Origin of the sequence: Paraburkholderia fungorum (genome assembly GCF_003610895.1) — a bacterium.
In the GTDB taxonomy this organism is placed as follows: Bacteria; Pseudomonadota; Gammaproteobacteria; order Burkholderiales; family Burkholderiaceae; genus Paraburkholderia; species Paraburkholderia fungorum_B.
Genome location: NZ_MCAS01000012.1, coordinates 451,964 through 474,578, shown reverse-complemented (window position 1 = coordinate 474,578; position 22,615 = coordinate 451,964). Strand labels below are relative to the sequence as shown.

General features: G+C 61.2%; 15 protein-coding genes. 5 read left to right on the top strand and 10 right to left on the bottom strand.

Annotation, left to right across the window (positions count from 1 at the left end; translation table 11 throughout):
* Positions 1-15 precede the first annotated feature (15 nt).
* Both lhpI and BCY88_RS14830 read right to left on the bottom strand, forming a co-directional pair.
* A complete protein-coding gene (gene lhpI / locus BCY88_RS14835; RefSeq protein WP_120344963.1) occupies positions 16-951 on the bottom strand; it encodes a bifunctional Delta(1)-pyrroline-2-carboxylate/Delta(1)-piperideine-2-carboxylate reductase in 936 nt (311 codons plus the stop codon).
* 25 nt (positions 952-976) lie between these two features.
* Positions 977-4,423: a molybdopterin-dependent oxidoreductase gene (locus tag BCY88_RS14830; RefSeq protein WP_120345031.1), complete on the bottom strand. Its 3,447-nt coding sequence runs from the start codon at positions 4,421-4,423 to the stop codon at positions 977-979.
* A 165-nt stretch (positions 4,424-4,588) separates the two neighbouring features.
* Here BCY88_RS14830 and BCY88_RS14825 point away from each other — a divergent pair, with 165 nt between their 5' ends.
* Positions 4,589-5,500: a LysR family transcriptional regulator gene (locus BCY88_RS14825; RefSeq protein ID WP_120345030.1), complete on the top strand. Its 912-nt coding sequence runs from the start codon at positions 4,589-4,591 to the stop codon at positions 5,498-5,500.
* A 250-nt stretch (positions 5,501-5,750) separates the two neighbouring features.
* On the opposite strand, the gene BCY88_RS14820 is transcribed toward BCY88_RS14825, so the two are convergent.
* Together BCY88_RS14820 and BCY88_RS14815 are read right to left on the bottom strand one after the other, a co-directional pair.
* Entirely contained in the window at positions 5,751-7,166 is a 1,416-nt protein-coding gene (locus BCY88_RS14820) for a phospholipase D-like domain-containing protein (protein WP_259461396.1), read from the bottom strand.
* A 452-nt stretch (positions 7,167-7,618) separates the two neighbouring features.
* Positions 7,619-8,590 carry a LysR family transcriptional regulator gene (locus BCY88_RS14815; protein ID WP_120344961.1) on the bottom strand — a complete coding sequence of 324 codons (972 nt, stop codon included), beginning with the start codon at positions 8,588-8,590 and terminating at the stop codon, positions 7,619-7,621.
* Between the two features lie 207 nt (positions 8,591-8,797).
* Here BCY88_RS14815 and BCY88_RS14810 point away from each other — a divergent pair, with 207 nt between their 5' ends.
* The gene (locus BCY88_RS14810; RefSeq protein ID WP_120344960.1) at positions 8,798-9,649 is read left to right on the top strand and encodes an aldo/keto reductase; all 852 of its coding nucleotides are present in this window, start codon (positions 8,798-8,800) and stop codon (positions 9,647-9,649) included.
* Between the two features lie 212 nt (positions 9,650-9,861).
* Here BCY88_RS14810 and BCY88_RS14805 read toward each other — a convergent pair whose 3' ends face one another.
* Entirely contained in the window at positions 9,862-11,589 is a 1,728-nt protein-coding gene (locus BCY88_RS14805; protein ID WP_120344959.1) for an ATP-binding cassette domain-containing protein, read from the bottom strand.
* Positions 11,590-11,883: 294 nt separating this feature from the next.
* Entirely contained in the window at positions 11,884-12,351 is a 468-nt protein-coding gene (locus BCY88_RS14800; protein WP_120344958.1) for an Lrp/AsnC family transcriptional regulator, read from the bottom strand.
* A gap of 148 nt (positions 12,352-12,499) precedes the next feature.
* Between BCY88_RS14800 and BCY88_RS14795 the strand changes: the two genes are divergently transcribed.
* Positions 12,500-13,690, top strand: coding sequence for an aminotransferase-like domain-containing protein (locus tag BCY88_RS14795; protein WP_183081370.1), 1,191 nt, complete (start codon positions 12,500-12,502; stop codon positions 13,688-13,690).
* On the opposite strand, the gene BCY88_RS14790 is transcribed toward BCY88_RS14795, so the two are convergent.
* The 4 genes from BCY88_RS14790 to BCY88_RS14775 all read right to left on the bottom strand — a co-directional run bounded on the left by BCY88_RS14790 (position 13,680) and on the right by BCY88_RS14775 (position 18,817).
* The gene (locus BCY88_RS14790) at positions 13,680-14,540 is read right to left on the bottom strand and encodes a PhzF family phenazine biosynthesis protein (protein WP_120344956.1); all 861 of its coding nucleotides are present in this window, start codon (positions 14,538-14,540) and stop codon (positions 13,680-13,682) included. The two genes, BCY88_RS14795 and BCY88_RS14790, sit on opposite strands and share 11 nt — an antisense overlap.
* Positions 14,541-14,593: 53 nt before the next feature.
* A complete protein-coding gene (locus BCY88_RS14785; RefSeq protein ID WP_120344955.1) occupies positions 14,594-15,112 on the bottom strand; it encodes a DUF1697 domain-containing protein in 519 nt (172 codons plus the stop codon).
* Between the two features lie 147 nt (positions 15,113-15,259).
* Positions 15,260-16,723: an MFS transporter gene (locus BCY88_RS14780; RefSeq protein WP_120344954.1), complete on the bottom strand. Its 1,464-nt coding sequence runs from the start codon at positions 16,721-16,723 to the stop codon at positions 15,260-15,262.
* Between the two features lie 135 nt (positions 16,724-16,858).
* The gene (locus BCY88_RS14775) at positions 16,859-18,817 is read right to left on the bottom strand and encodes an aconitase family protein (protein ID WP_120344953.1); all 1,959 of its coding nucleotides are present in this window, start codon (positions 18,815-18,817) and stop codon (positions 16,859-16,861) included.
* A gap of 372 nt (positions 18,818-19,189) precedes the next feature.
* On the opposite strand from BCY88_RS14775, the gene BCY88_RS14770 reads away from it, so the two are divergent.
* Together BCY88_RS14770 and BCY88_RS14765 are read left to right on the top strand one after the other, a co-directional pair.
* Positions 19,190-21,469, top strand: coding sequence for a TonB-dependent hemoglobin/transferrin/lactoferrin family receptor (locus BCY88_RS14770; RefSeq protein ID WP_120345029.1), 2,280 nt, complete (start codon positions 19,190-19,192; stop codon positions 21,467-21,469).
* A 64-nt stretch (positions 21,470-21,533) separates the two neighbouring features.
* Positions 21,534-22,610, top strand: coding sequence for a hemin-degrading factor (locus BCY88_RS14765; RefSeq protein WP_120344952.1), 1,077 nt, complete (start codon positions 21,534-21,536; stop codon positions 22,608-22,610).
* Positions 22,611-22,615: the final 5 nt, after the last annotated feature.

Here is a 22,615-nt window from a genome sequence, read left to right as displayed (position 1 = left end):
CGACGCTTCAAGTGATTAAACATGCTTTTCATAAACCAGCGCTGCCGCCGCCAGGTCTTCGAGTGCGGTCCCCACCGCTTTGAATACCGTGCGCTCGCTGCGGTCGAATCGCCCACCGACGTCGCCCCGGCACAGGGCGGCGAGCGTACCGTTCAGGTCCGCCGGTGAAATCACGTTGCGCGACAACGGCCCAATCAGGTCGCCGGACTTCTGCGCTGCCTCGTCCGTATCGACAAACACGCGTGCGTGGCGGAAACAATCGTCGTCAGCCTCGCGCATCTGCGGCGTGAAGCTTCCGATGAGATCGAGATGCGTTCCCGGTTTCAGCCACGAGCCGCGTACGATCGCCTCAGTGGCGAGCGTCGCGCAGCTCACGACATCCGCGCGCGCCACACTGTCCGGCAGGCTGGAGACAACTGCCGCATTGAAACCTTCGTCTTGCAGTTGCCGCACGAGTCGCGCGGCCGACTCCGGATAGATGTCCCAGACCTCGACATGCGTGATTGGCAGCTGGCTTCGATACGCTGCCGGCACCAGGCTTCCCACGCGCCCGGCGCCCAACAGCACCATGTGAGACGAGTCTTCGCGCGCCAGAAGGGTGGCAGCGAGTGCCGAGGCGGCGGCGGTCCGGCGTGAGGTGATTTCATTGCCGTCCATCTGCGCGAGTGGCTCGCCCGTGCTGGCGTCGTACAGCACGTAAGTCGAGTGCAAGCCAGGCATTCCGCGGCCCTGGTTACCCGGGAAAATGTTCACGGTCTTGATGCCGAGATATCGGTCCGCCTCCCACGCCGGCATGATCAATACGGTGCCGGTGTTGCCGTCGCCGCTATTGATCGTGTGCGAGTGTCGGCGTGGTACCTCACACCCCTTGATGAACGCCTGCTTCAGTGACGGAATCAACGTGGCGAAGTCCAGCGCTTCGCGTGTCGCCGACGTGTCGAAAAATTTCATACTCGATTTGCTCCTCGTGAGTCGTTCACGCTTCAATGGAAATATCAGTGGCCGGGATCGCCTGGCAGGCGAGGCACATATCGGCTTCATCCGGCCCATGCCCTGTCATATGCGACACCTTGCCCGCCAGGACCTTGACGGCGCAGCTCTCGCATTGCCCGACCCGGCAGCCGCTCGGCATGCTGATGCCGAGGCTCTCGCCGAAGCTGAGCAGGCTTCCCCGTTCGGGCGCCCATTCAGCCTTGATCCGCGAGCGCCGGAATTCGACGGCAAAGCGCTTTGATGGATCGAGGACCGGCTTCGATGGAGACCGAAAGGCCTCGCTGAAGATATCGAACGGCGGTACGCCACGCTCGACAAGGCCCTCCGTGATTGCGTTCATCATCGGTTCTGGGCCGCATAAATAGAATCGCGCGCGGTGCTGTATCAATGCGTCGTCCACGACGTCCGCAGTGAGGTAGCCCTGCATCTCGAAGTCGCGTCCGAGTACTTCGTCGCGCGGTTTGTTATAGCAATTTACGATCTTGAGCGTTGGCAACGCACGCTGCAATTGCGCAATTCGATTCCGGAACGCATGAGTCGAGCTATTGAGATTCGCGTAAAACAGCTGGGATTCGGGCGCTTGTGTGCCCAGCTGTCCGATCGTTTCCAGCCACGAAATGAAGGGCGTTATTCCAATCCCACCCGCGAATATGACGACCGGTCGCTTCGAAGCCGGGGGCACGATGAAGGTGCCGCTGGGCGCTTGAAGCAAGACCCTGTGTCCAACTGCCAGCTCGCGATGAATATACGAGGACATGACACCCTCGAACTGCTCACCATCGACACTTCGGCCTCGCTGATGGCGCACGGAGATCGAGTATGTCCGGCGATCGTTTTCAATCGCATGGCCAGTGAGCGAATAGGCACGCGTCGTTCCTCCTTCGCGCAATTCCGGAATATGAATCGTCACATGCTGTCCGGGCAGATAGTCGGGGAGCGGTCCACCGTCGGCTGCGCTGAACGTAACCGTGCGAACGCCCTCCGCTTCTTCATGTATAGCCGAGACGAGAAAGTCCCGGAATCCCTGCCATGCACGTCGCGCGGGATCGACCGACGGGTCGAGCGTGACGTCGCATGGCACGGCACGAAGCGGTGTCGAACCGCTCAGCGGATCGCCGACGGCGCCGGACACGATACTGTTGTAGTTACTGTTGGTGCTTCCCAGGGCCGCCGACGATTCCATGCCGATTTCGTCGCACGCCTGCCACCAGCCATACTCCGCGACTACGACATCCGGCGCGAGTTCGGGAACCACTAGTGCACGAAATCGCGCGGTGCCGTTGGTACTGGCGACGCGTATCCAGTCGCCGTCGACAATGCCCTTGATGGCCGCCAGATCGGCGCTCAGTTCCGCGACGGGATAAGGGGCACGGCGACGCAGGCTTGGCAGGCCACGATGCTGGCTGTGGCAGTAGTAGCCGTTCTTGACGGAAGTGAGCGTGTACGGGAAGCGTCGGCGGTCAGCTGCGCGTGCTCCTTCTCCGCCGCTCGGCGGTACATACTGAGGTACGGCCGGATAGCCGTACCGATGCAGCTTCTCCGAATAGAACTCGACGCACCGCGTTTCGGTCGCAAAGCCTCGCGGGCCATTCGGCGTCGTGCAAGCGTATTGCCTTTCCTGCTGCTTGAGCGGCCGGTAAATGCCCTGGGGATGTGAGCGCAGCGTCGCGACGTCCAGGCCCAACGGTTCGAGAACATGGTTCCATCCTTTTTCGACGTCGCCACCGAAGAATTGATCCCCCATCCCGAGCCTGACCGCCAGATCCAGCACGATGTTGTAGTCTGCCCGGCTCTCCCCGCGGGGCGTCACCATCCGCTGCCGCAACTGGACCAGTTCGACGGCCCGTTCATTGATCTCGAAGCCCAGACGCAGTCCTTCCCGTTCCCAAGGCGTGTTGACCGGAAGGAGGATATCCGCGTAGCGGGCGGATGGCGTTTCGAACAGGTCGCAATGAACATGAAAATCCAGTGCGCACAGCGCGTCGTGCGCCAATGCGCTGTCGGCTTGCGACATCACCATGTTGGTGCCGAACGCGACAAGCGCGCGCACCCGATAGGGCTTGGACTCGAGAATCGCGCGATAAACGTCGCGCGCGGTCACCCATCCCTGGGACGGCGGACCGAGCGGCCGCTCGTCAAGTCCGAGTGCCTTTGTCCGCTGCTGGGGACTCAGCATGGCGTAGTTACTGAGGGGATTTGCTGGTTGCTTCCGCCACTCGCGGTTTGAACCCTGCGTATCGAATGCACCTGTCAGTGCATACAGCGTAGCGATCGCCCGCTCCGTTTGCGTCGCGTTCGTGTGCTGTCCAACGCCAGACCACGCGTGATAGGCAATGCGCTGGCGTGGGCTGAGCATCGCCGCCACGATTTCGATCGCCGAGGCGTCGACACCGGTGATTTTGCTCACGTGTTCGGGCGTGTAATCAGACAGCGCACCCCAGTACAACTCGAAAGCGGGCGTACACGTGACCTCGATCACCCGGCCGGTCAGGTCGAATACGGAAATCTGGTGCGAGCCTGAAATCGAAAGATCGGACGGCGACGTGCGCGCCTCTTCTCCGACGAGTTCGAGTCGATTGAGCGTGTCATTCCAGACCGCATATCGATTGTTCGGCGACTCCGGATCGATGTCGCGCTCACGCAAAAAATGTCCGCTGTCACGACGAACCAGGAACGCGCCATTCGTCCACTCGCGGACAAATGTATCGTCGATATTTCCCGTCGCGATCATTTGCCGGGCAATTCCCATAGCAAGCGCGCCGTCCGTGCCTGGCTGCACGCGCAGCCATACATCCGCATCGCGCGCAAGCGCCGTGGGTCTCGGGTCCACGACAATCAGCTTCGCGCCGTTGCGCCGACCCGCTGCAATACTGTCCGCCTGGGCCAGCCACGTGTTGGCTGGATTCGTACCCCAAAGCACGATGACGTCGGAATTCCGGTAATCGGCCGTTGGCATGCCACAGCCGAACGTAAACACGTGCGCGAAATCCTTGTGCCAGTTGCAGATCTCGGTCGCGTAGCAGATATTCGGACTTCCGAAGGACCAGACGAATCGCTCCACCCAGTCGATACTGTCGCTCATCGGCGTACCGCTCGGGGTGGTCACACCGAACACCACCGATTCGGCGCCGTTTTCCCGCTTGATGTGCGCGAGCATCGTCGCGATCTCGTCAAGCGCCTCGTCCCAGCTGATCCGTTTCCAATGCGGATCGGCCGCCCCTTTTGGAGCAGTGCGGCGCATGGGATACAACACCCGGTCGGGGCTGTGTACGAGTTCCGGCGCGGCCTTGCCTTTCATGCACATCGCGTTGCCGGTCGGGTGCGTATTGTCGGGACGCACCTTCAGCAACGCGTCGCCGCGGACCGTGTTGATCGTGCCGCATCTTGACCGGCATAGCGTGCAGTATCCCTTCTTCTCCTGCGTCTCCATCATCGTTCCACTGTTTCCTTTCATGACGGGATGCTATGCAGCCGAAATCGCCCTGCCTAATTCATATTTCATGCCTCGCGATATATAATTTTTCAATACCTCAGATTGGCCGTCGGTTCGCGCCGCCGGTTTGCACGGCGCCACAACCCAGCGGAGTACGTCAACGTGGCCACACACATTACGCTTCGCCAGATCGAATACTTCATCTCGGTGGCTGATACCGGGCAGATCTCCAGGTCCGCCAATCTCTGCGCCGTTTCGCAGTCGTCGATGACGATCGCGCTGAAGAATCTCGAAGACACCGTGGGGGTGCCGCTGCTGCAGCGCCACGCGAGGGGCGTCCGGCTGACCCGAGCCGGCGAGCGATTTCTTCGGCATGTGCAGAACGCTAATGTGTCCATCGGGCGCGCCGTGGTCGCGGCCCAGGAGGAACCTGAACAGATTTCGGGCCACGTTCGGGTCGGCGTCACGGAAACCGTCTCGGCTTACCTGATGCCGTCAATGCTTGCTACCGTCGCGCAGCGCTTCGAGCACCTGACTGTCGAGGTCATCGAAGACGCGCGCGAGGATATCGAGCAACGTCTCGTCGACAATCAGCTTGATATCGGTCTGATGCTTGTGTCCAATACGGCCAACGTGGACGAGCTGAAATATGAAACGATTCTGCGCTCCACGCGCCGGCTTTGGACCCATCCGGATCACCCGTTGCAAGATGCACAACAGGTCACGCTGCAGGACATTGTGCAGGAGGACTACCTTTTACTCGACATGGACGAGCATGTCCGCACTGTTCGCAAGTATTGGGGAAAGTATGGCCTCGAACCGCACGTGCGTATCCAGAGCAAGTCGATCGAAGCCGTGCGAAGCATGGTCGCGCTCGGGTTGGGCGTGACGATTCTTTCGGACCTCGTCTATCGTCCGTGGTCGCTCGAAGGGAACCGGATTATGAGGCGTGATCTGAGCATTCCGATCCCGACCATGGACGTCGGCGCCGTCTGGCACCGAAAGGGCATCCTGCCGACGCCCGCGAGAGTGCTGTTAGATCTCTTCCGGTCCTGGAAGAAGACAATCCAATAGTTGATCTTGCCTCACGGGCATAGCGGACGTTCGTGATCGCCTTCGCAGCCGCGGCTGCTGACCGACCGCTCCGGCGGAAGAGGCGGCATGCATCATCGGTACGCGAGCGGCCGGGAACTGATGCGAAGCCAACACACGAACGTCATACCTACGAGCCAGGTGAGGGACCACTCATGGCCGACTACTGCGCGACACAATGCGGACGGCGACCCGAACTGGCCACGTAGTTTAGCGACAGGGCACGCCGCGCTCAGAGGAAGTTCCTGATCAGCGTCGTCACCCATCGCCAGGCACCGCCGCAGCCGACGGCCCGGCAGCGCGCATTGGGATCCGCCAGAAGGCGGCCATTGGCGTCGCTCACCGAACTTGAGTTGCGCAGGAAGTACGCCACGCTGTCTTGCAAGGGATCGAGCCCGTCCTCAGGGATATCTATCCACAGCCCGTTTTCGGTATTCAGGCGGGCCGACAGCGAATCGAAATTGAAACTGCCGAGATAGTATCGATGGCCGTCGATGAGGACCAGCTTGGCGTGCATCATGCGGTTCTCCCGGTCGGAATATTCGCGCACCTCGATCCCGGCATTCACCAGGCCGGGCAGATCGTCGGCATAGGCGCGCCCGACTGCGGGGAATTCCTGCGTGATGCTCGCCAGCGAGGCGCTCACCAGGATCACGTGGACACCTTCGCGCTGCTTGCGCTCAAGCACCTCGCGCAGTTCCGGCACCAGGATCAGGTAGGGGTTGATGATCAGGATCTCGTGCTGCGCCGTATCGAACGCTTGCAGCATGTCCCGCAACGTGCCGGGTGAGCGCTTGTCGGGCCAGTCGTGAACATAGCGCAGGCGCTCGCAGGCGATCGGCGTCCAGGCGGGATCAAAATACGCCCCGGGAGCGGCGGGATCATCGGGCGTATCGGAGGCAGTTGGTGTATCGGTAGCGGCCAGGTCCGTCGCCTGGGCTGCGGCGTCGGGCGGAGCCAGCAGCCATTCGCGCCAATAATGGATGCGCGCCGGGTCCAGCGTCGCATAACTCTGTGAGACGCGATAAGGACTTGCGATTTCGAGGAATTTTTCCGGCTCGGGGCGAACCACTTCCGGGCTATTCCAGAACAAGGCGAAATGCTGGTACATGGCGTGCAGTGAGGAGGCGTCCTGGCCGGCGTCGCCCGACACTATCAGATCGCGTTCGCTGAGCCAGTTGCGGAAGCTCGCATCCCAGATCGAGGTACTGCCGATCACGGCCGTGTCGCCAACCAGGAACAGCTTGTCGTGCATGCGATGCGAAATCTCGACGAGATCTGATCGTGGATGGAAGATTCGGAGTTCGATGCCGGGAGCCACCTCGTGCAGGGCGACGATGAGCTCGTCCTCGAACGGGAAGTGCGGCTCGGGACCGATGCCGTCGATCAGCAGCTTGACCGGCACGCCTCGGCGCGCGGCGTCGACCAGATGACGCAACAGCAGGCCGCCGGTCTGATCGATTTCGAAGATGTAGGCGAGGATGTGAATCTGCTCGGTAGGCGTGGCACGGTCGACCAGCGCAAGCCGCGACTGCATCAACTGACCGTCGTCAAGACTGGCGACCAGGTCGACACATTGCGCGTGGCCGTGCTGAGAAAAGGCAAACACGCATGCCAGAATGAGCGCCAGGCTTCTCGTTGTCGTCATGATGTGGCGAACTGGTTCGATGTGTCTCGGGCTCCAGGTCCGTGAAGGTCTGGAAGGCTTTGTCGCGCTAGCTCAGGTCGATCCTGAACGGACAATTGTCACGCTACATAGCTGACGTTCACGCTCACAGCTCTCGGGGCGACCCACGCGCCGGGGTTCCCCGATGCCGCCTGAAATTGCATTTGTGTTTGTCAGTTAAAAATTAATGTGCAGGCTTGTCAATCGACGCCGCTGGTATCGTAGATGACCCTTGCACCGGTTTCTGCGCAGGATTGTCAACCATTCGACCGAAGAAGTCGAAGGTCTCAAACTGGCCAAACCCAGCTGGATGACGACCGGCTCAGTTCACCCCACTCCCCTCCTCGGCCAAGCACGGTGAACAACGGCTTCACAACCAGCCACAGCGCGTTCAGTTTGAAAGCGCAAGCCCCATTCTCGACGAACCAGGCACACTAGCGAACCCGGCCGGATCGTATCGATCGCGACCTGAACTGTGCCAACTCCTTGTCGGCAAGCGCGTATTCTCTGGAATCAAGCAGACGGGCGAAGGCGAGATCCAGAAACGCTCGTACTCGTTTGGGCTGAGCCGCCCGGCTTCCGTAGTACACATGCAAACCGATATGTGCACTCATATGCTGCACGAGAACCGGCTCCAGTCGTCCCGCCCGGATGTGGGGCGCCGCCGAGAAGCTCGCAAGCTGACCGATGACTTGCCCTGAGAGCACCGCCTGCAGTTCCAACTCCGAGTCGTTCGTCGAGAACGCAGGGGACATCTGCCGATATTCGAGCTTGCCATCCACGGTCAAGTACCAGGGCGCCACCTTGCCGGTGACCGAATGCCGGAACACGCTGCAGCGATGCGCCGCCAGCTCGCCAAGCGTCGACGGTGCTCCATACGCCTTCAGGTAGGCGGGCGCCGCGCACACGATCATCTGGATCGGGAAGAGTTGCCGGCCGATCACGCCCTCGCTGGCCGACGCCCCGATCCTGAAGCCGACATCGACCCGGTCCAGCACCCAGTTGCCGATACCGTCATCAAGCTGGACGTCCGGCTGGATACCGGGGTAGTCCCGGCAGAACTCGTCGAGCAGCGGCATCAGGATGGCGGCGAACGACGATTTCGGCCCAACGATCCGCAGCGGCCCCGCGATCTCATCCTTGGACTCGCGCGCCAGCGCTAGCGCCCTATCCAGCGCAGCCAGGGCGGGCTGGGTGTTCTCCAGGAACCGTTGGCCTTCCTCGGTTAGCGCCAGGCTGCGCGTTGTCCGATGCAACAGGCGGACTCCCAGATGCTGTTCCAGCTGCGCAATGGCCTGACTGGCGGCCTGGGGCGTGACGCCCTGGGCCAGCGCCGCCTGCCGGATGCTGCCGAGCTCCACTGCTCTGGCGAACGTCGCAATGGCCTTGAAATCGTTGATGGGCATAGTCGGTTCTTCTGCAGAAGCACGGACGGAAGTGTCGCGCGGGCCATCCAGTATCAACCTGAGCTTGATACTGGTGCAAGGTGCAATCGACTAGTCGCTTGAAAGTGCACCCCCTAAAGTAACGGACATCGGGCCACCGCCCTCGTCGTCTACAGCGAGGAGCGCCTCCTGGACACCGCCAACGGCTCTCAACACTAAGGACAGACCATGCAACACGTGACCCTGAACAATGGGATGAAGATGCCGATCCTCGGCTATGGCGTCTTCCAGATCGCCGACGAGGCGGAATGCGAACGCTGCGTCGTAGACGCGGTACAGGCTGGCTATCGCCTCATCGACACCGCTGCGTCCTACAAGAACGAAGCGGCGACGGGGCGTGGCCTCAAGCGTTGCGGGATACCCCGCGACCAGCTTTTTGTCACGAGCAAGCTGTGGGTTGAAGATGCCGGCTATGAACGTGCTCGACTGGCCATCGACAAATCGCTGAAGCGGCTCGACCTGGATTACCTCGATCTGTTCCTGATCCACCAACCGTTCTCAGACGTTCACGGCGCATGGCGAGCGATGGAGGAGGCGCATCGCGCCGGCAAGCTGCGTGCGATCGGAGTGAGCAACTTTCACCCGGATCGTCTCATGGACATCACGGCTTTCAATGAGATCACGGCCGCCGTCAATCAGATCGAAATCAACCCCTTTCATCAACAGACCGGGAGCATCGATTTCATGCGCGAGCTTGGCGTTCAGCCGGAGGCTTGGGCGCCCTTCGCCGAAGGACGGAACAACCTGTTCCAGAACGAGCAACTGATGACGATTGCCGCGCTCCACGGCAAGACCGTGGGGCAAGTCGTGCTGCGATGGCTGGTTCAGCGCGGCGTCGTTACCCTCGCGAAGTCCGTGCGAAAGGAACGGATGCTGGAAAACCTGGCGGTCTTCGACTTCGAGTTGTCCGGAGAAGACATGCAGGCCGTTGCTGCGCTGGAGACCGGCACGAGCAGCTTCTTCTCGCATCGCGATCCGGCAATCGTGAAGTGGATGAGCGAACGAAAACTTGGCCTCTGACGAGCGTTCTGGTTGACGAGGAAAATTCAGGACCTGCACGCGAAAGGTGCCTCGACCAAGGCGCCTCTAGCGACATCGGTGAATGCGCCTGCACGCAAGCAATGCGGCTTACAAGCAGGTGATTTGCACTGCTACCCAATCGAAACTGATAGTACGCCCATCGTTCAAAAATGAACGATGGGCATGGTGGATTGCGAAGCTACGCTTAACTTCTAAAGCCCAAGTGCCCGCTCCAGTTGCAACATCTCTTCACGCCATTCCTGTTGCAAATTCGGCTTCTGATGTTTCGGCTTCCGCGCGAGATCCATCGTCAGCCAGGCCTCCAACTGGCACCAGCGCTGCCATTGCGCCTCAGCTTCGCTATCCGCGGATTCAGCAGCATTGACGGGGGGCGGCGCTGCCGGCGCAGGCGCGGCTACTGCAGTGTCGCGGGCGGTAAACAGACGTTGATAGGCACTTTCAGCATCCGGCCATTCCTGCAACTGCCCGTCATTGATCGCCCAGAAGCGATTGCAACTGTGCTCGATCAATTCCCGGTCGTGCGAAACCAGGATGAAACCCCCGGCGAACTCGGCCAGCGCTGCAGCAAGTTCGCGCTTGCCTTCCATATCCAGGTGATTGGTCGGTTCATCAAGCCACAGCAGGTGATAGCTGACGAGGGAGAGCGCCAGGAATAGCAGGCGTGCCCGCTCGCCGCCACTGAGAGCAGCCACGATCTGATTGTGACGCGGATAGGCAAATCCAGCGGCGATCAAGGCTTGCCGCCGCGCCTGGTCACTGACCCGCGCAAACTTGTACAGCGCGTCGGATAGCGTGGCGTCGTCGGGCAGTTGCTGCAAAGACTGATCGTAGTACGCGATGCGCGCCGCGGGATGGTAACGCCAGCCGGCGCGTGCCTCACCTTGCTGCACGTCGCCCCAGCACTGGCGAAGTAACGATGACTTTCCCGTGCCGTTGCTGCCCAGCAGCGCTACCTTGTCACCTGGCCGCAACCACAAGCTATCGATCTGAAACAACGGCGGTTGCTCGGGCTGAGCCCGTACCTGAAAACCTTCGAATGCCAGCAGACGATCCGCATCCAGCGTGCTACCTGGCAGCTTCAGGCGCCATGGGCTGCCACGGCTGACAAAGGTCTGCTCATCCTTCATCCGGTCGACGCGCCTTTGCATGGATCTGGCCTGACGCAGCAGCTTTTCGTTGTCGTGCTCGCGCCCCCAGATAGCCACGCGCTTGCTGCTGGCGGCCAACCGGTCGATTTCCCTTTGTTCGCCAATATGGCGAGCCTGCGCTGCCACGTCCGCGTCGGCCAACGCAGCCAAAGCGCGGCTGCACGGCAGATCGAAGCTGTACAAGCGCTGATCGCGCAGAATCCAGCTCTTGTCGCTCAGCGTGTCCAGAAGCCGCGGATCATGCGATACCAGGATGAAACCGCCCTGCCAGCGGCGCAGGAAGTCCTCCAGCCACAGTAGCGACGGCAGGTCCAGATGGTTGCTCGGCTCATCCAGCAAAAGTAGATTCGGTTCGGGCAGGACGGCACGCCCCAGCAGCAAACGGGTATGTTGACCGCCGCTGAGACTGGCAATCGGCGCGTCTGCCGCCGCCGATAACGCCAGTTCGTCCAACAGGCCGTCTACTCGCCAACGCTGTGCCGGTTGCCTGTCTATTGCCTCCAGCAAGGCCTCGCGTGCCGTTAGACCCGCAAGTCTTGCCGGCAGATGCTGTTCGACGTGCTGCAACCGACACAGCCCGGCATAGTGCACTTTGCCTGCACTGGGTTCACGGCTGCCGGCCAGTATGCCGAGCAGACTGCTCTTGCCGCAGCCGTTGTGGCCCAGAAGGCCGATACGGTCGCCAAGTCTTACGGTAAAAGAAAGATCCTGGAACAATGGGCCATGGCCGGTTTCCAGTTGCAGGGAAAGTGCGGAGATCAGGGTTGTCATGCTTGTGCTCTCGTTTTTGCGGGACGTGTTCGTCCCTGTCAACAGGAGCGCTGGCGACAACAGTGAGTCGAGAAAGGACCCGGGAATGTGGAGTGGACTTTGCTCTGACCAGGTTATCGCAGCGCGATAGAACTCAGGTAAGAGCGGGCAAATGTGCTGAACAGATGCGCCAACATCAGTGGGCGCGCAAGCAGAACCATATTTACCTCCTTTCTAAAAAAGTTAGATTCGACTGGAGAGTTTATAACGATTCAGGCTGATCGATCCGCAGGAACGATCGATCAACACTGCCTGCTATTTCAATGGAAGCCGGCTGCCTCCCCGGCTATGCGAAATCAACTGCATCTGCCGGCATATGATCGCGCTGCTGGTTTCCAGTATGCCGCAGGCGCCACGCAACTCCTCGATGATCCGGTTGAGGTGTTCCGGGTCCGAACACGCAACACGAAGCCTAGCGTCGAACGTGCCCGTCAGAACCGTCCCCTCGAGAACACTGTCCATGCGCTGAATCGCTTTCTCGAAGGCCGCCATGGTCGTTCCCGGCTGCAACCGCACGTCGATGAAGGCTTGCAGACCGAGGCCCATCGCGGCCGCAGGAATTTCGATCGAAAACTTTGAGATCACGCCGGTTTCCACCAGTCGTTGCACCCGTTCGGCCGTCGCGTTGGCACTCAGGTTCGCCACCTCGCCGAGCTCACGAAAGCTTATCCGGCTGTTTCCGGCAAGAGCGGTGAGGATTCGTCGGTCGCGGTCGTCAATCATGGTGGATTCCTTGCGAATTCATCGGTGATTTTCACTTTCTACCGATTTTAATCACAAAATTATCCCTCTACCCACGATAACAAATGGACTTACGATAATTTTCAGAGAATTCGAACGAATCGCCAACTGAACCATGCGAGGCCAAACAATGCCGCACCCGAATCTGCTGTCGCGCCTGTCTACCCGCCTTGCACCGTCGGGCATCCGGAAACTCGAGCAACTGGCCCAGGACACGCCCGGTCTCATTTCGTTAGGACCAGGGCAACCCGATGGCACGCTGTTTCCGTCCACCGAGATTTTCAGCGCGCTGAGCGTTGTGCTCGACAGTCCGGATGCGGCCGCACGCGCTCTGCAGTACGGCCAATCTCAGGGCAATCCGGAACTGCTGGCGCTTTTGGCACAGCACATGCTCAAGCGGGGCGTCACATGCAACGCGTCGAACATTCTTATTACCGCGGGCGCCCAGCAGGCAATCGACCTGATTACCCAGTTGCTCATAGATGATGGCGATGCCGTGCTGGTGCAGCCCAATACCTATCCGGGCGCATTGCAGGTGTTTCGAGCCCGGGGCGCGAGGGTCGCATCGCTCGCTGATCGAGATGACGCCATGCAAGGGGGCAATACGAAGTTTATTTACGCAATGACCGATTTCCAGAATCCCACTGGAGAGATTCTCAGCGCCGACGAGCGTGCGACGCTCCTCGCGACTGCACGTCAACGCGGCACATTTCTGGTCGAAGACAGCCCGTATCGTGAGATCAGATTCTCGGAGCGTGAGCTTCCGCCCACACTTCTCGAAATGGATTGCGGCAACGCATCACCCGACACAGGCAGGACGTTATTTATCGGTTCGTTCTCCAAAATCATTGCCCCGGGACTTCGGATTGGCTGGATTGTTGGTCCGGCAAACCTCATCTCGCTGCTGACGCTCCTGCGACAGGGCGGCGATCTCCAGCCCGGCACGCTCTCGCAGGAGATTGTGGTCAATCTGCTCAAGCGCGGGATAGACGGGCACGTGGCGCGTGTTCAGGAACGATACCAGGCGCGGCGCGATGCAATGCTCGACGCGTTGCAAACACACCTGGCTCCGTACGCAACGTGGAACGCGCCAGAGGGCGGATTCTTTGTATGGGTAACACTCAGTGTTCCCATCGACGCACGCGAGCTACTGAACAAGGCCATTGAGAACGGGGTTGCGTATGTGCCCGGTTCGGAATTTCATCATGACGCGCATGGCTCGCCGAATCTCCGTCTCAGCTTTTCAAGCACCGATCCTCAGTTTATGGACGAAGCCATTCGCCGGCTTGCCGACACCATAGCCGCCGAACTCAAAGCGTGATGACACCCCGCCCCAGCTCAATCACACGTCCACCCACACGGATTTCGCCGCTCTCAGTCACTGAAAGCCGCAGCAGACTGGGGCGGCCTACCGCGTCGCCCTGCTCGATCTCAAATGCCGCCGGCAATTCACGCTCGTTGGCGAGCAGCCAGCCGCCCAGGTTTGCGCAGGCGGAACCTGTGCCTGGGTCTTCGGCAAAGCCTCCGCTCTGCTTTGCAAAGAAATAGCGCGACAGCACTCGTCCCGGCCGGGCAGCATCGAATGCGAACACGTAAGCAGTCTTTCTACCGAGACTGCTTTGCGGCCAGATATCCAGGCGCGTGCTGTCGGGCCGTGCACGGCGAACCGCGTCTGTGCTGTTCAGCGCGACCAGTAACTGATCTGAACCCGTATCGACCCACACGGGCGACGTGAGCAGATCGTCTTCGTGCAAGCCTAGCAGCGACGCCATTTCTGCGTCGCTCAAGGTACAGACTGCTGTTTTCGGCTTGCCGGCATGCGGCGCTGCGAAGGTCCACACGTCCTCGCGTGCGCTTACCGGTACAACCCCCGCCTTGAACTCGAGCGTGAGGCTGTCACCGGTATGAACGACGTCTCGCACCACGTGTGCAGTGCCAAGCGCCGGATGTCCCGCAAAAGGCATTTCATAGCCAGGCGTGAAAACGCGAACCTGGGCGCTTGCTCGATCTGAAGGCAAAACAAACGTCGTTTCGGAAAGATTGAACTGGGCGGCAAGCGCAAGCATGCTTGAATCATCCAGGCCCCGTGCATCTTCGAACACGCACAACGGATTGCCGCCAAAAGTAGATTCGGCGAACACGTTTAGCAGGCGGAATGCGTAGGATTTCATTCAATGGTTACCTTGGTGACGGGTCGGCTATCGGCTATGCTCGCGCATCAGGTTTATGCCTTGGCGCACTTGATAACTGTGTCGAGCGTTCGAGTGGTGATGTCCTTGCCGAATATGCGTTCGAGCAGGCTCATGAATACGGGGCCCTTCTTCGGGTCAGGCACGTAGGCGCTGAAGACCTCCGTGTCATTCGCCTTGACGATGCTTGCTCCGTCGCGCTCGATGGGCAGCTTCACGTCTGGCGAGACGGGACTGTGGAGAAAAGTGACAACCGGTTTGACCGACGACCCGAGCTTGAACTCGGCGAAGGGGTCCGCGTCGATGAGGTCCTGGAGATAGCGGCTCGGCCGGACAAAGGTGCCGAAGCTGCGGCCCAGTCCGGCTTGCATCGCTTTCTCGGCGCGTCGCTCCAGGGCGGCCAGTGACGATGAGCGCGCATTGAACACGACATTTCCGCTGGAGAGCAGGGTTTTCACGTCGGAGAAGCCCGCCGCCTCGAAGCAGAGCTTGAGCTCGGGCATCCGGGCATTCATCGGGCTAACGCCGCGGAGAAAAGCAACGTATCGGGGCATGACAACCTCGTATCGGGCACGGTGCAGAACTCCACATTCTGCTACAGCAGCGCCGCGGCAAGGTTGAGCAGATGAGAGACCGTCTTTCCGCCTGAGGTTTTCGCAGGTCTGATCGCCTCGTCCTCCGCAGCAACCTGCTTCTGAACGCTACCGGGAGATTTTCTCCAGTTCGATACCTCTGGTTCGCGGTCCCATCAACCCAATCGCCAGCATCACGATCAGCATCGCACCGGCGATAAACACGAAGACCCCCACGGTGCCGAATTGCTTCAACACTTCGGCGATCAGAAAGGCCGTAAAGATCGCGGAAAACCGGCTCCACGAATAAACAAAACCCACCGCCCGCGCACGGATGCTAGTCGGAAAGAGCTCAGTCTGGTACGCATGAAAGCTGTACGAAATGATGTTGCCCGCGAGCGTCAAACATACGCCGAGGCTCACCAGCAATACCGCGCCGGACGCCTGGCTGAACCACAGACCGCACACGATATTCACGGCCGCCATCACCACGATCACCGTCTTGCGTTCGAAGCGGTCGCCGATAAAGAGGCCAATCACCGGACCGATCGGCGCGGCCAGCGCAATCACGCTCGAGTACATCAGGCTCGTGGTGATCGTAATGCCCTGCTTGATCAATAGTGTCGGCACCCAGTTCGCAAAGCCGTAGAAGCCCACCGTCTGGAAGATGTTGAAGATCGTCATCATCAGCGTGCGGTTGCGGTACGGCGGCACCCACATATCGCGGAAGCTGCCGCGCGGCGCAACCGGCACCGGCGGTGCGGGCGGCGGCAGTTCACGGCCGTACTCGCTGCGTACTTTCGCTTCGAGCTCGCTCATCACGCGATCGGCTTCGGCGAGGCGCCCCTGCTGTGCGAGCCAACGCGGGCTCTCCGGCAACGCGCGCCGAATCCACCACACGAACAGCGCACCGTGCGCGCCGATCAGCACCACCCAACGCCAGCCATCGAGACCCAGCAACGTGCGCGGCACCAGCAGATACGACAGGAACGCCACCACCGGCACCGCCGTAAAGCCCACAGCCTGCTCGCAGGCAAACGCGCGCCCCCGGATCTGCTTGGGCACGAGTTCGGAGATGTACGTGCCGATCGTCACCAGCTCGACACCAATGCCGATCCCCGCAACGAAGCGCCAGAAATTCAGACCGGTGGCCGTTTCCTGAAACGCCATCACGACGTTGGCCGCCGTGTACCACAGCAGCGAATAGGTGAACACGGCGCGGCGGCCGTAGCGATCCGCCAGAAAGCCGCACGCGATCGTGCCGATGAACAGCCCGCTGAACAACGCGGCGATGAAGCTGGCAACGCCGGTCGAGCCGAACAGGCCGTGCGTGGTCGAGGTCAGCAGGCCGCTTTTGACAAGACCAGGCGCGACGTAGCCGGAGTACAGCAGGTCGTACAGTTCGAAGAAGAAGCCGAGGCTCAGCAGCACCACCAGCTTCCAGACGGAACGCGTGGCGGGCAGCCGGTCGAGGCGCGCGGAGATGCTGCCGGCGTCGAGCGTGACGGAAGCCGCGGAGGTCGCGGCCGTTGAGGAAGACACCGCGCCGCCGGCGCTGCGCGCGACGGATCCGGCGTGATCGGGGGATGCCATGTTGTTTGTCTCCTGGTAGTGCGGTCATGCAGGCGAGCACGACGATGCTCGCCGGGTCCGGTCTTGTGCCGGCCTTTGGGTACTCTTGCGCGTCACGCGCACCACGATGCCGGGCCGCAAGGTCCGGCCAGCATTCTAGCCGCGTGTGCGCTTCAATTGTTCGAAGGTCGTGATTTTTCCAGCCAACGCACTTGCTGCAACGGTGTACGGACTCGCGAGCCACACATTGCCCGGGCCTGAACGGCCAGGGAAATTGCGGTTGATCGCGCTGATCGTCACCTCGCTTGCATCGGCCGATTGCCCTGGTCCGCAATTCGCGCACGACCCGCAGCCGGGCATCACGAGCGTCACGCCCGCGCGCTCGAACACCGGCAAATAACCCTGGCGCTCGCAATACGCTCGCACCGCCATCGTGCCGAATTGCAGAAAAAGGCGCGTGCCCTCGGGCACATGCATGCCCTGCTCCACGCCCCAGCGCAATACCTCGTGATAGAAGTCGAAGTCTTCGCGCTTGCCGGCCGTGCACGAACCGCCATACGCGATATCGATCGCGACGTCCTGCTGCAATTGCGGCGCCGGCAGGCCATTGCCCGGATCGCCAGGCCGCGCGAGCATCGGTTCGATGGCGGCAGCGTCGATACGGATCGTGTCGCGATACGTAGCGCCGGGATCGCTTTTCATCCAGTTTTCAAGGCTGAAGTCGACACCGCGCCGTTCCTTCAGGAACGCCACCGTGCGTTCGTCCGGCTCGACGATGCCCGTGAAACCACCCAGCTCCGCGACCATATTGGTGAGCGTGGCGCGTTCGTCGATCGACATCGCACGCACCGCCGCGCCGCCGTATTCGAACACGAGGCCGATCGCGCCGCCCGAGCGGATCGCGTCCATCTGCAGCAGATGCAGCACCACATCTTTCGCGGTGACACCCTCGCGCAACGCGCCGCTAATCTCGATGCGCAACGTCTCCGGCACGTTGCAGCGCACGTAGCCCGTCACCCAGCTATTGGCGATTTCCGTTGCGCCCGCACCGAACGCGAGGCAGCCGAGCGCGCCCGAATGCGGCGTGTGCGAATCGGTGCCGCACGCGACCTGCCCCGGCAACGCGTACTGCTCGGCCATCAGCGCATGACAGATGCCCTCGGAACCTGGCGAGTTATCGAGCGCGCCGTGCGAGCGCACCGGATAGTCGCGCGAAAAAGACGTGTGCCCTTCCATCAGATTGGCAACGCCTGGCAGTAATCCGTCGCGCACGTGCGGAATGCTTTGCGAAGCGAGCACCAGATGATCCTGAAACGCGATGATGTGATCCGGCTCATGCAGCGGCGCGGGTCGACCGAACGCGCGATGCATCAGATGTGCGCACATGCCGGTGAAATAGTCGTGACTGAAGCGCCAGTCGGCGGCAATGAACACGCCGTCGCCACGCTGCGCGCGGTCAATTCCCGGATGAAGATGACGTTCGATGATCTTCTCGACCAACGTCTTCGGCTCCGTGGCGCTCGCCGCATGAGCGGCATTCGCCATGTTCTTCGCACGCGGCGCGGGCCAGTGGGCAAACTTGCTGTACGCGAGCAGGCCACCGCTGCGAATGATCTGCTGCGTAAGCGCGTCGCGGCCTTTGAGAAACTCGTCGATCGGCACCGCCTCTCCCGCGATCAGACGATCGAGCACCGAGAAATCGGAGGTAGTCAGGATACCGATGTTGTCGCAATTCTGCTGATAGATGCGCTCGAAACTCTCGGCAACGATCAGGCGGATGCCCGCCGACAACTCCGCCAACGGACTCGATTCGCGCGATGACCCCTTGCCGTAACGCTTGCCCGCCACCGTCACCTGAAAACCACCGTTCCTGACGGCATTGCGGCCAATTGGCAGGCGCTCACCCGCCTGGAAGCCCACGTACGGATACTGGCCAAGGCGTTCGTCATAGGTGAGCATGACGGTGACCGGTGTGATTTCGTCAGTCGAGACGTTGTCGCGCAGCGGGCCGGCACTCGCGCGCGTGAAGTTCTCGCCGGCCAGTTGCGCCTCGATCACCGCGGGGTCCTGGGACAGGTACAGCACGCGGCCGTCCAGACGAATCGTATCGCTCATCAGCATTCTCCTTGCGCTCACCAGACCCACTATACGGCGCGCGCTGACGATGCCGAAGTGCTGGTCGGGCAACGCAGACCTCTCGTTTGGCGATGATCCGCGTCCAACCGCTCACGCCGGACAACACTCATCCACCCCTCCTTCAAACAACACCTGGCAGAAATTTACGCGCACTCAATTGACATTGATTCTCATTTACAATAAATTTGTAAGGCTTTCGTTACCTCCATTTATCCATTTCACATACACAGTCCGCACATCGTTGCGAACTGCCAGCCAGGTGCCTCTCGTCACCCAGCCAGCTACGGGCTTGTTTGATCGGGAGAACCACACGTGCATCACCTCAATACAGCGCGACGTCCGCTGTGCGCCATGCTGTCCGGCGTTTTTGGCGTCGTCGGTTTATGGGCCGCGCAGCCGGCTCACGCAGCAGATATCGCGCAACCTCAGGACAGCGCCGCGCCACTGGCGACGCAGGCCCCACCATCGATCCAATCGATCCAATCGACCCAGCCGGTGCATCTGGCATCCGCGCGATCGCTAGACCCGGTCACCGTCACCGCCACGCGCACCGCCTCGGCCCAGAGCCGCACGGCCGCGTCGGTGTCGGTCATCACGGACGAGGACCTCGAAGAACAGCAAGCCGACAACATCAAGGACGCTCTGCGCTACGAGCCCGGCGTCACGGTGCGCCGCACGCCCTACCGGCCTTCCTCGGCCGCCATGGGCGGTGGCCGCGACAACGATTCGAGCATCAATATCCGCGGCCTCGAAGGCAATCGCATCCTGCTGATGGAAGACGGCATCCGTCTGCCCTATTCGTTCACTTTCGGCCCGCTTGAAGCGGGTCGTGGCGACTACGCCGATCTCGGCACGCTCAAGCGCATCGAGATTCTGCGCGGCCCGGCCTCCGCGCTGTATGGCAGCGACGGCTTGACCGGCGCGGTGAACTTTCTGACCAAGGATCCGCAGGATCTGCTCGACATCTACAACAAGCGCACCTATTTTTCGCTGCGCCCAGGCTACGACTCCACCGATCGCAGTTTCGGTGCGACGGTGCAGGCAGCCGGCGGCAACGACATGATCCAGGGCATGCTGATTGCCGACGGCCGGCGCGGCCATGAAGTGGACAACCAGGGGAGCAACAACTCCAGCAGTACGAAGCGCACTACGGCGAATCCGCAGGACACCTATTCCGAAACGCTGCTCGGCAAGCTCGTCGTCAAGCCGACCGCGCACGACACCTTCAAATTCACCGCCGAAACCGTGCGCGAGCGGATCGATACGAACGTGCTGTCGGCCATCAATCCGCCCACCACGCTCGCCCTGACCGGCAATGACAAGCTGGAGCGCAACCGCTATAGCGTCGACTACGACTTCAATAACAACGCTGCCCGCTATTTCCAGACCGCACATGTTCAGGTGTACTACCAGGATGCCTGGCAGGATCAGAATTCGTATGAGACGCGTGGCTCTTCCGCGTCACGTACCCGTTTGAGTCACTATGGCGAGCGTGTCTTCGGCGGATCGGCATTTGCGGAGAGCAACTTCCAGACCGGGATTCTTTCGCACAAGCTGCTGTATGGCGGCGACGGCAGTCTCGATCGTGTGACCGCACTGCGCGACGGCACCGTGCCGGGCGTAGGCGAAGCCGCGTTCCCGAACAAACCGTTCCCCGATACCGACTACCGCTTGCTCGGTGCGTTCATTCAGGATCAGATCAGCTACGGCGCGTTGACCGTCACGCCGGGCTTGCGCTTTGACACCTACAAGCTGAGCGCGAAGACCGGCGATCCGCAGTATCTGGGCAAGCCGGTTTCGTCGAGCGACAACGCGTTGTCGCCGCGGCTGGCGGTGCTGTACGAAGTGTCGCCCGCGCTGATTCCGTACGCACAATATGCGCATGGTTTCCGTGCGCCGGCGCCGGACCAGGTGAACAACAGCTTTGCCAATCCGCTCTATGGCTACACCTCGATCGGCAATCCAAACCTGAAGCCGGAAACCAGCGACACCATCGAAGCCGGTTTGCGCGGCAAGCTCGGCACCGGGCTCGGTCCGCTGCGCTACAGTGCAGCGATCTTCGCCGGCCGCTATCGCGACTTCATCTCGCAGCAAACCGTGGGCGGCACCGGACGCCCCAACGACCCGCTGGTGTTTCAGTACGTCAACTTTTCCAAGGCCTACATTCACGGCCTGGAAGGCCGCGCGGAATGGGCGCTGCCGCACGGCTTCTCGCTCAAGACCGCGATGGCCTTCACCAAAGGCAGCGTGGACAGCGGCAATTCCGCGAGCCAGCCGCTGGATTCGGTCAACCCGTTCTCGGCGGTGTTCGGTATTCGCTATGAACCGGGCGAGCGCTGGTTCGCGCAAGCCGACCTGCTGTTCCAGGCGGCGAAGAAATCGAGCGACATCACGCCGAAGAGTTGCGCCTCGCAAACCTGTTTCGCGCCGGCTTCGTCGTTCGTGGTCGATCTGCGCGGCGGCTACCGCTTCAACAAACATGTGGTCGCCTATCTCGGCGTGTTCAATCTGTTCGACCGCAAGTACTGGAACTGGTCGGACGTGCGCGGCATTGCCGATTCGTCGCCCATCAAGGACGCCTATACGGCGCCCGGCCGCAATGTGTCGGTCAGCATGAAGATGGATTTCTGATGCTGCGCACGCGTACCGCTTTCTCCTCTTTCAACCCGCCATCCGGCATTGCGAGGTCTCCATCATGCTGAATTCCGCTTTCAACGACGCTGCTTCATTGCATCAGTTGCGTCATGATTTTCTCAATCTGAAGAGCGCGCAGAAGTTGCGCAATCGCGAGGCCGCGCACGCGCTCGGCATTAGCGAAGGCGAGGCGCTCGCCGCGTTCGTCGGCGAGCACGTGGTACGGCTCGAGGCGCGCTTCGTCGAATTGTTCGAACAGATGCCGCAACTGGGTGCGGTGATGGCGCTCACGCGCAACGAAGCCGCCGTCCATGAAAAGGACGGTTCCTACGAGGATATGAGCCACGACGGCACGGTCGGTCTCGTGCTCGGCAGCGCGATCGATCTGCGCGTGTTCTATCACGCGTGGGCCTCGGGTTTCGCGGTGCGCGAGGAGACCGCGCACGGCGTGCAGAAGAGCCTGCAATTCTTTGATACGCAAGGCCATGCCGTGCATAAGGTGTTCTTACGCGAGCACAGCAATCACGCCGCCTTCGACGCATTTGTGGAACGTTGGCAAATGCGCGACCAGACCCCGGGCCTCGAGACGGGAGACCCTATCGTGCCGCCCGCGCAGAATCTGGACAGCGATATCGACGTCCCCGCGTTTCAGGCCGCGTGGCACGCGATGACCGACACCCATCAGTTCTTCGGCCTCCTGCGCAAGTTTGGCCTTGCGCGCACCCAGGCGCTGCGGCTCGCCGAACGCCGCTATGCGTATCCGGTCGCCAACGACGCGCTGCAGGGTCTGCTCGAACGCGCCGCCGAAGGCGCGCTGCCGATCATGGTGTTCGTCGGCAATCGCGGCATGATCCAGATCCATACCGGCCCCGTCAAAAACATCCGTCTGATGGGACCATGGGTCAATGTGCTCGACCCGGGCTTCAATCTGCATCTGCGCGGCGATCTGATTGCAAGCGCGTGGGTCGTGCGCAAACCGACCAGCGACGGCATCGTCACCTCGCTCGAACTGTTCGACGCGAACGGCGAAAACATCGCCATGCTGTTCGGCGCGCGCAAACCCGGCACCCCTGAACTCGCGGGCTGGCGCGAACTGATCGCCGGCATCGCACCGCTCGAGAACGGAGCGGCAGCGTGACGCGC

Excerpts from the sequence above, each read along its gene's own strand:
- BCY88_RS14795 (WP_183081370.1), top strand. The coding sequence starts at position 12,500 with ATGCCGCACCCGAATCTGCTGTCGCGCCTGTCTACCCGCCTTGCACCG.
- BCY88_RS14800 (WP_120344958.1), bottom strand. The coding sequence starts at position 12,351 with ATGATTGACGACCGCGACCGACGAATCCTCACCGCTCTTGCCGGAAAC.
- BCY88_RS14820 (WP_259461396.1), bottom strand. The coding sequence starts at position 7,166 with ATGACGACAACGAGAAGCCTGGCGCTCATTCTGGCATGCGTGTTTGCC.
- lhpI (WP_120344963.1), bottom strand. The coding sequence starts at position 951 with ATGAAATTTTTCGACACGTCGGCGACACGCGAAGCGCTGGACTTCGCC.
- BCY88_RS14765 (WP_120344952.1), top strand. The coding sequence starts at position 21,534 with ATGCTGAATTCCGCTTTCAACGACGCTGCTTCATTGCATCAGTTGCGT.
- BCY88_RS14780 (WP_120344954.1), bottom strand. The coding sequence starts at position 16,723 with ATGGCATCCCCCGATCACGCCGGATCCGTCGCGCGCAGCGCCGGCGGC.
- BCY88_RS14785 (WP_120344955.1), bottom strand. The coding sequence starts at position 15,112 with ATGCCCCGATACGTTGCTTTTCTCCGCGGCGTTAGCCCGATGAATGCC.
- BCY88_RS14810 (WP_120344960.1), top strand. The coding sequence starts at position 8,798 with ATGCAACACGTGACCCTGAACAATGGGATGAAGATGCCGATCCTCGGC.
- BCY88_RS14815 (WP_120344961.1), bottom strand. The coding sequence starts at position 8,590 with ATGCCCATCAACGATTTCAAGGCCATTGCGACGTTCGCCAGAGCAGTG.
- BCY88_RS14790 (WP_120344956.1), bottom strand. The coding sequence starts at position 14,540 with ATGAAATCCTACGCATTCCGCCTGCTAAACGTGTTCGCCGAATCTACT.
- BCY88_RS14830 (WP_120345031.1), bottom strand. The coding sequence starts at position 4,423 with ATGGAGACGCAGGAGAAGAAGGGATACTGCACGCTATGCCGGTCAAGA.
- BCY88_RS14770 (WP_120345029.1), top strand. The coding sequence starts at position 19,190 with ATGCTGTCCGGCGTTTTTGGCGTCGTCGGTTTATGGGCCGCGCAGCCG.
- BCY88_RS14775 (WP_120344953.1), bottom strand. The coding sequence starts at position 18,817 with ATGAGCGATACGATTCGTCTGGACGGCCGCGTGCTGTACCTGTCCCAG.
- BCY88_RS14805 (WP_120344959.1), bottom strand. The coding sequence starts at position 11,589 with ATGACAACCCTGATCTCCGCACTTTCCCTGCAACTGGAAACCGGCCAT.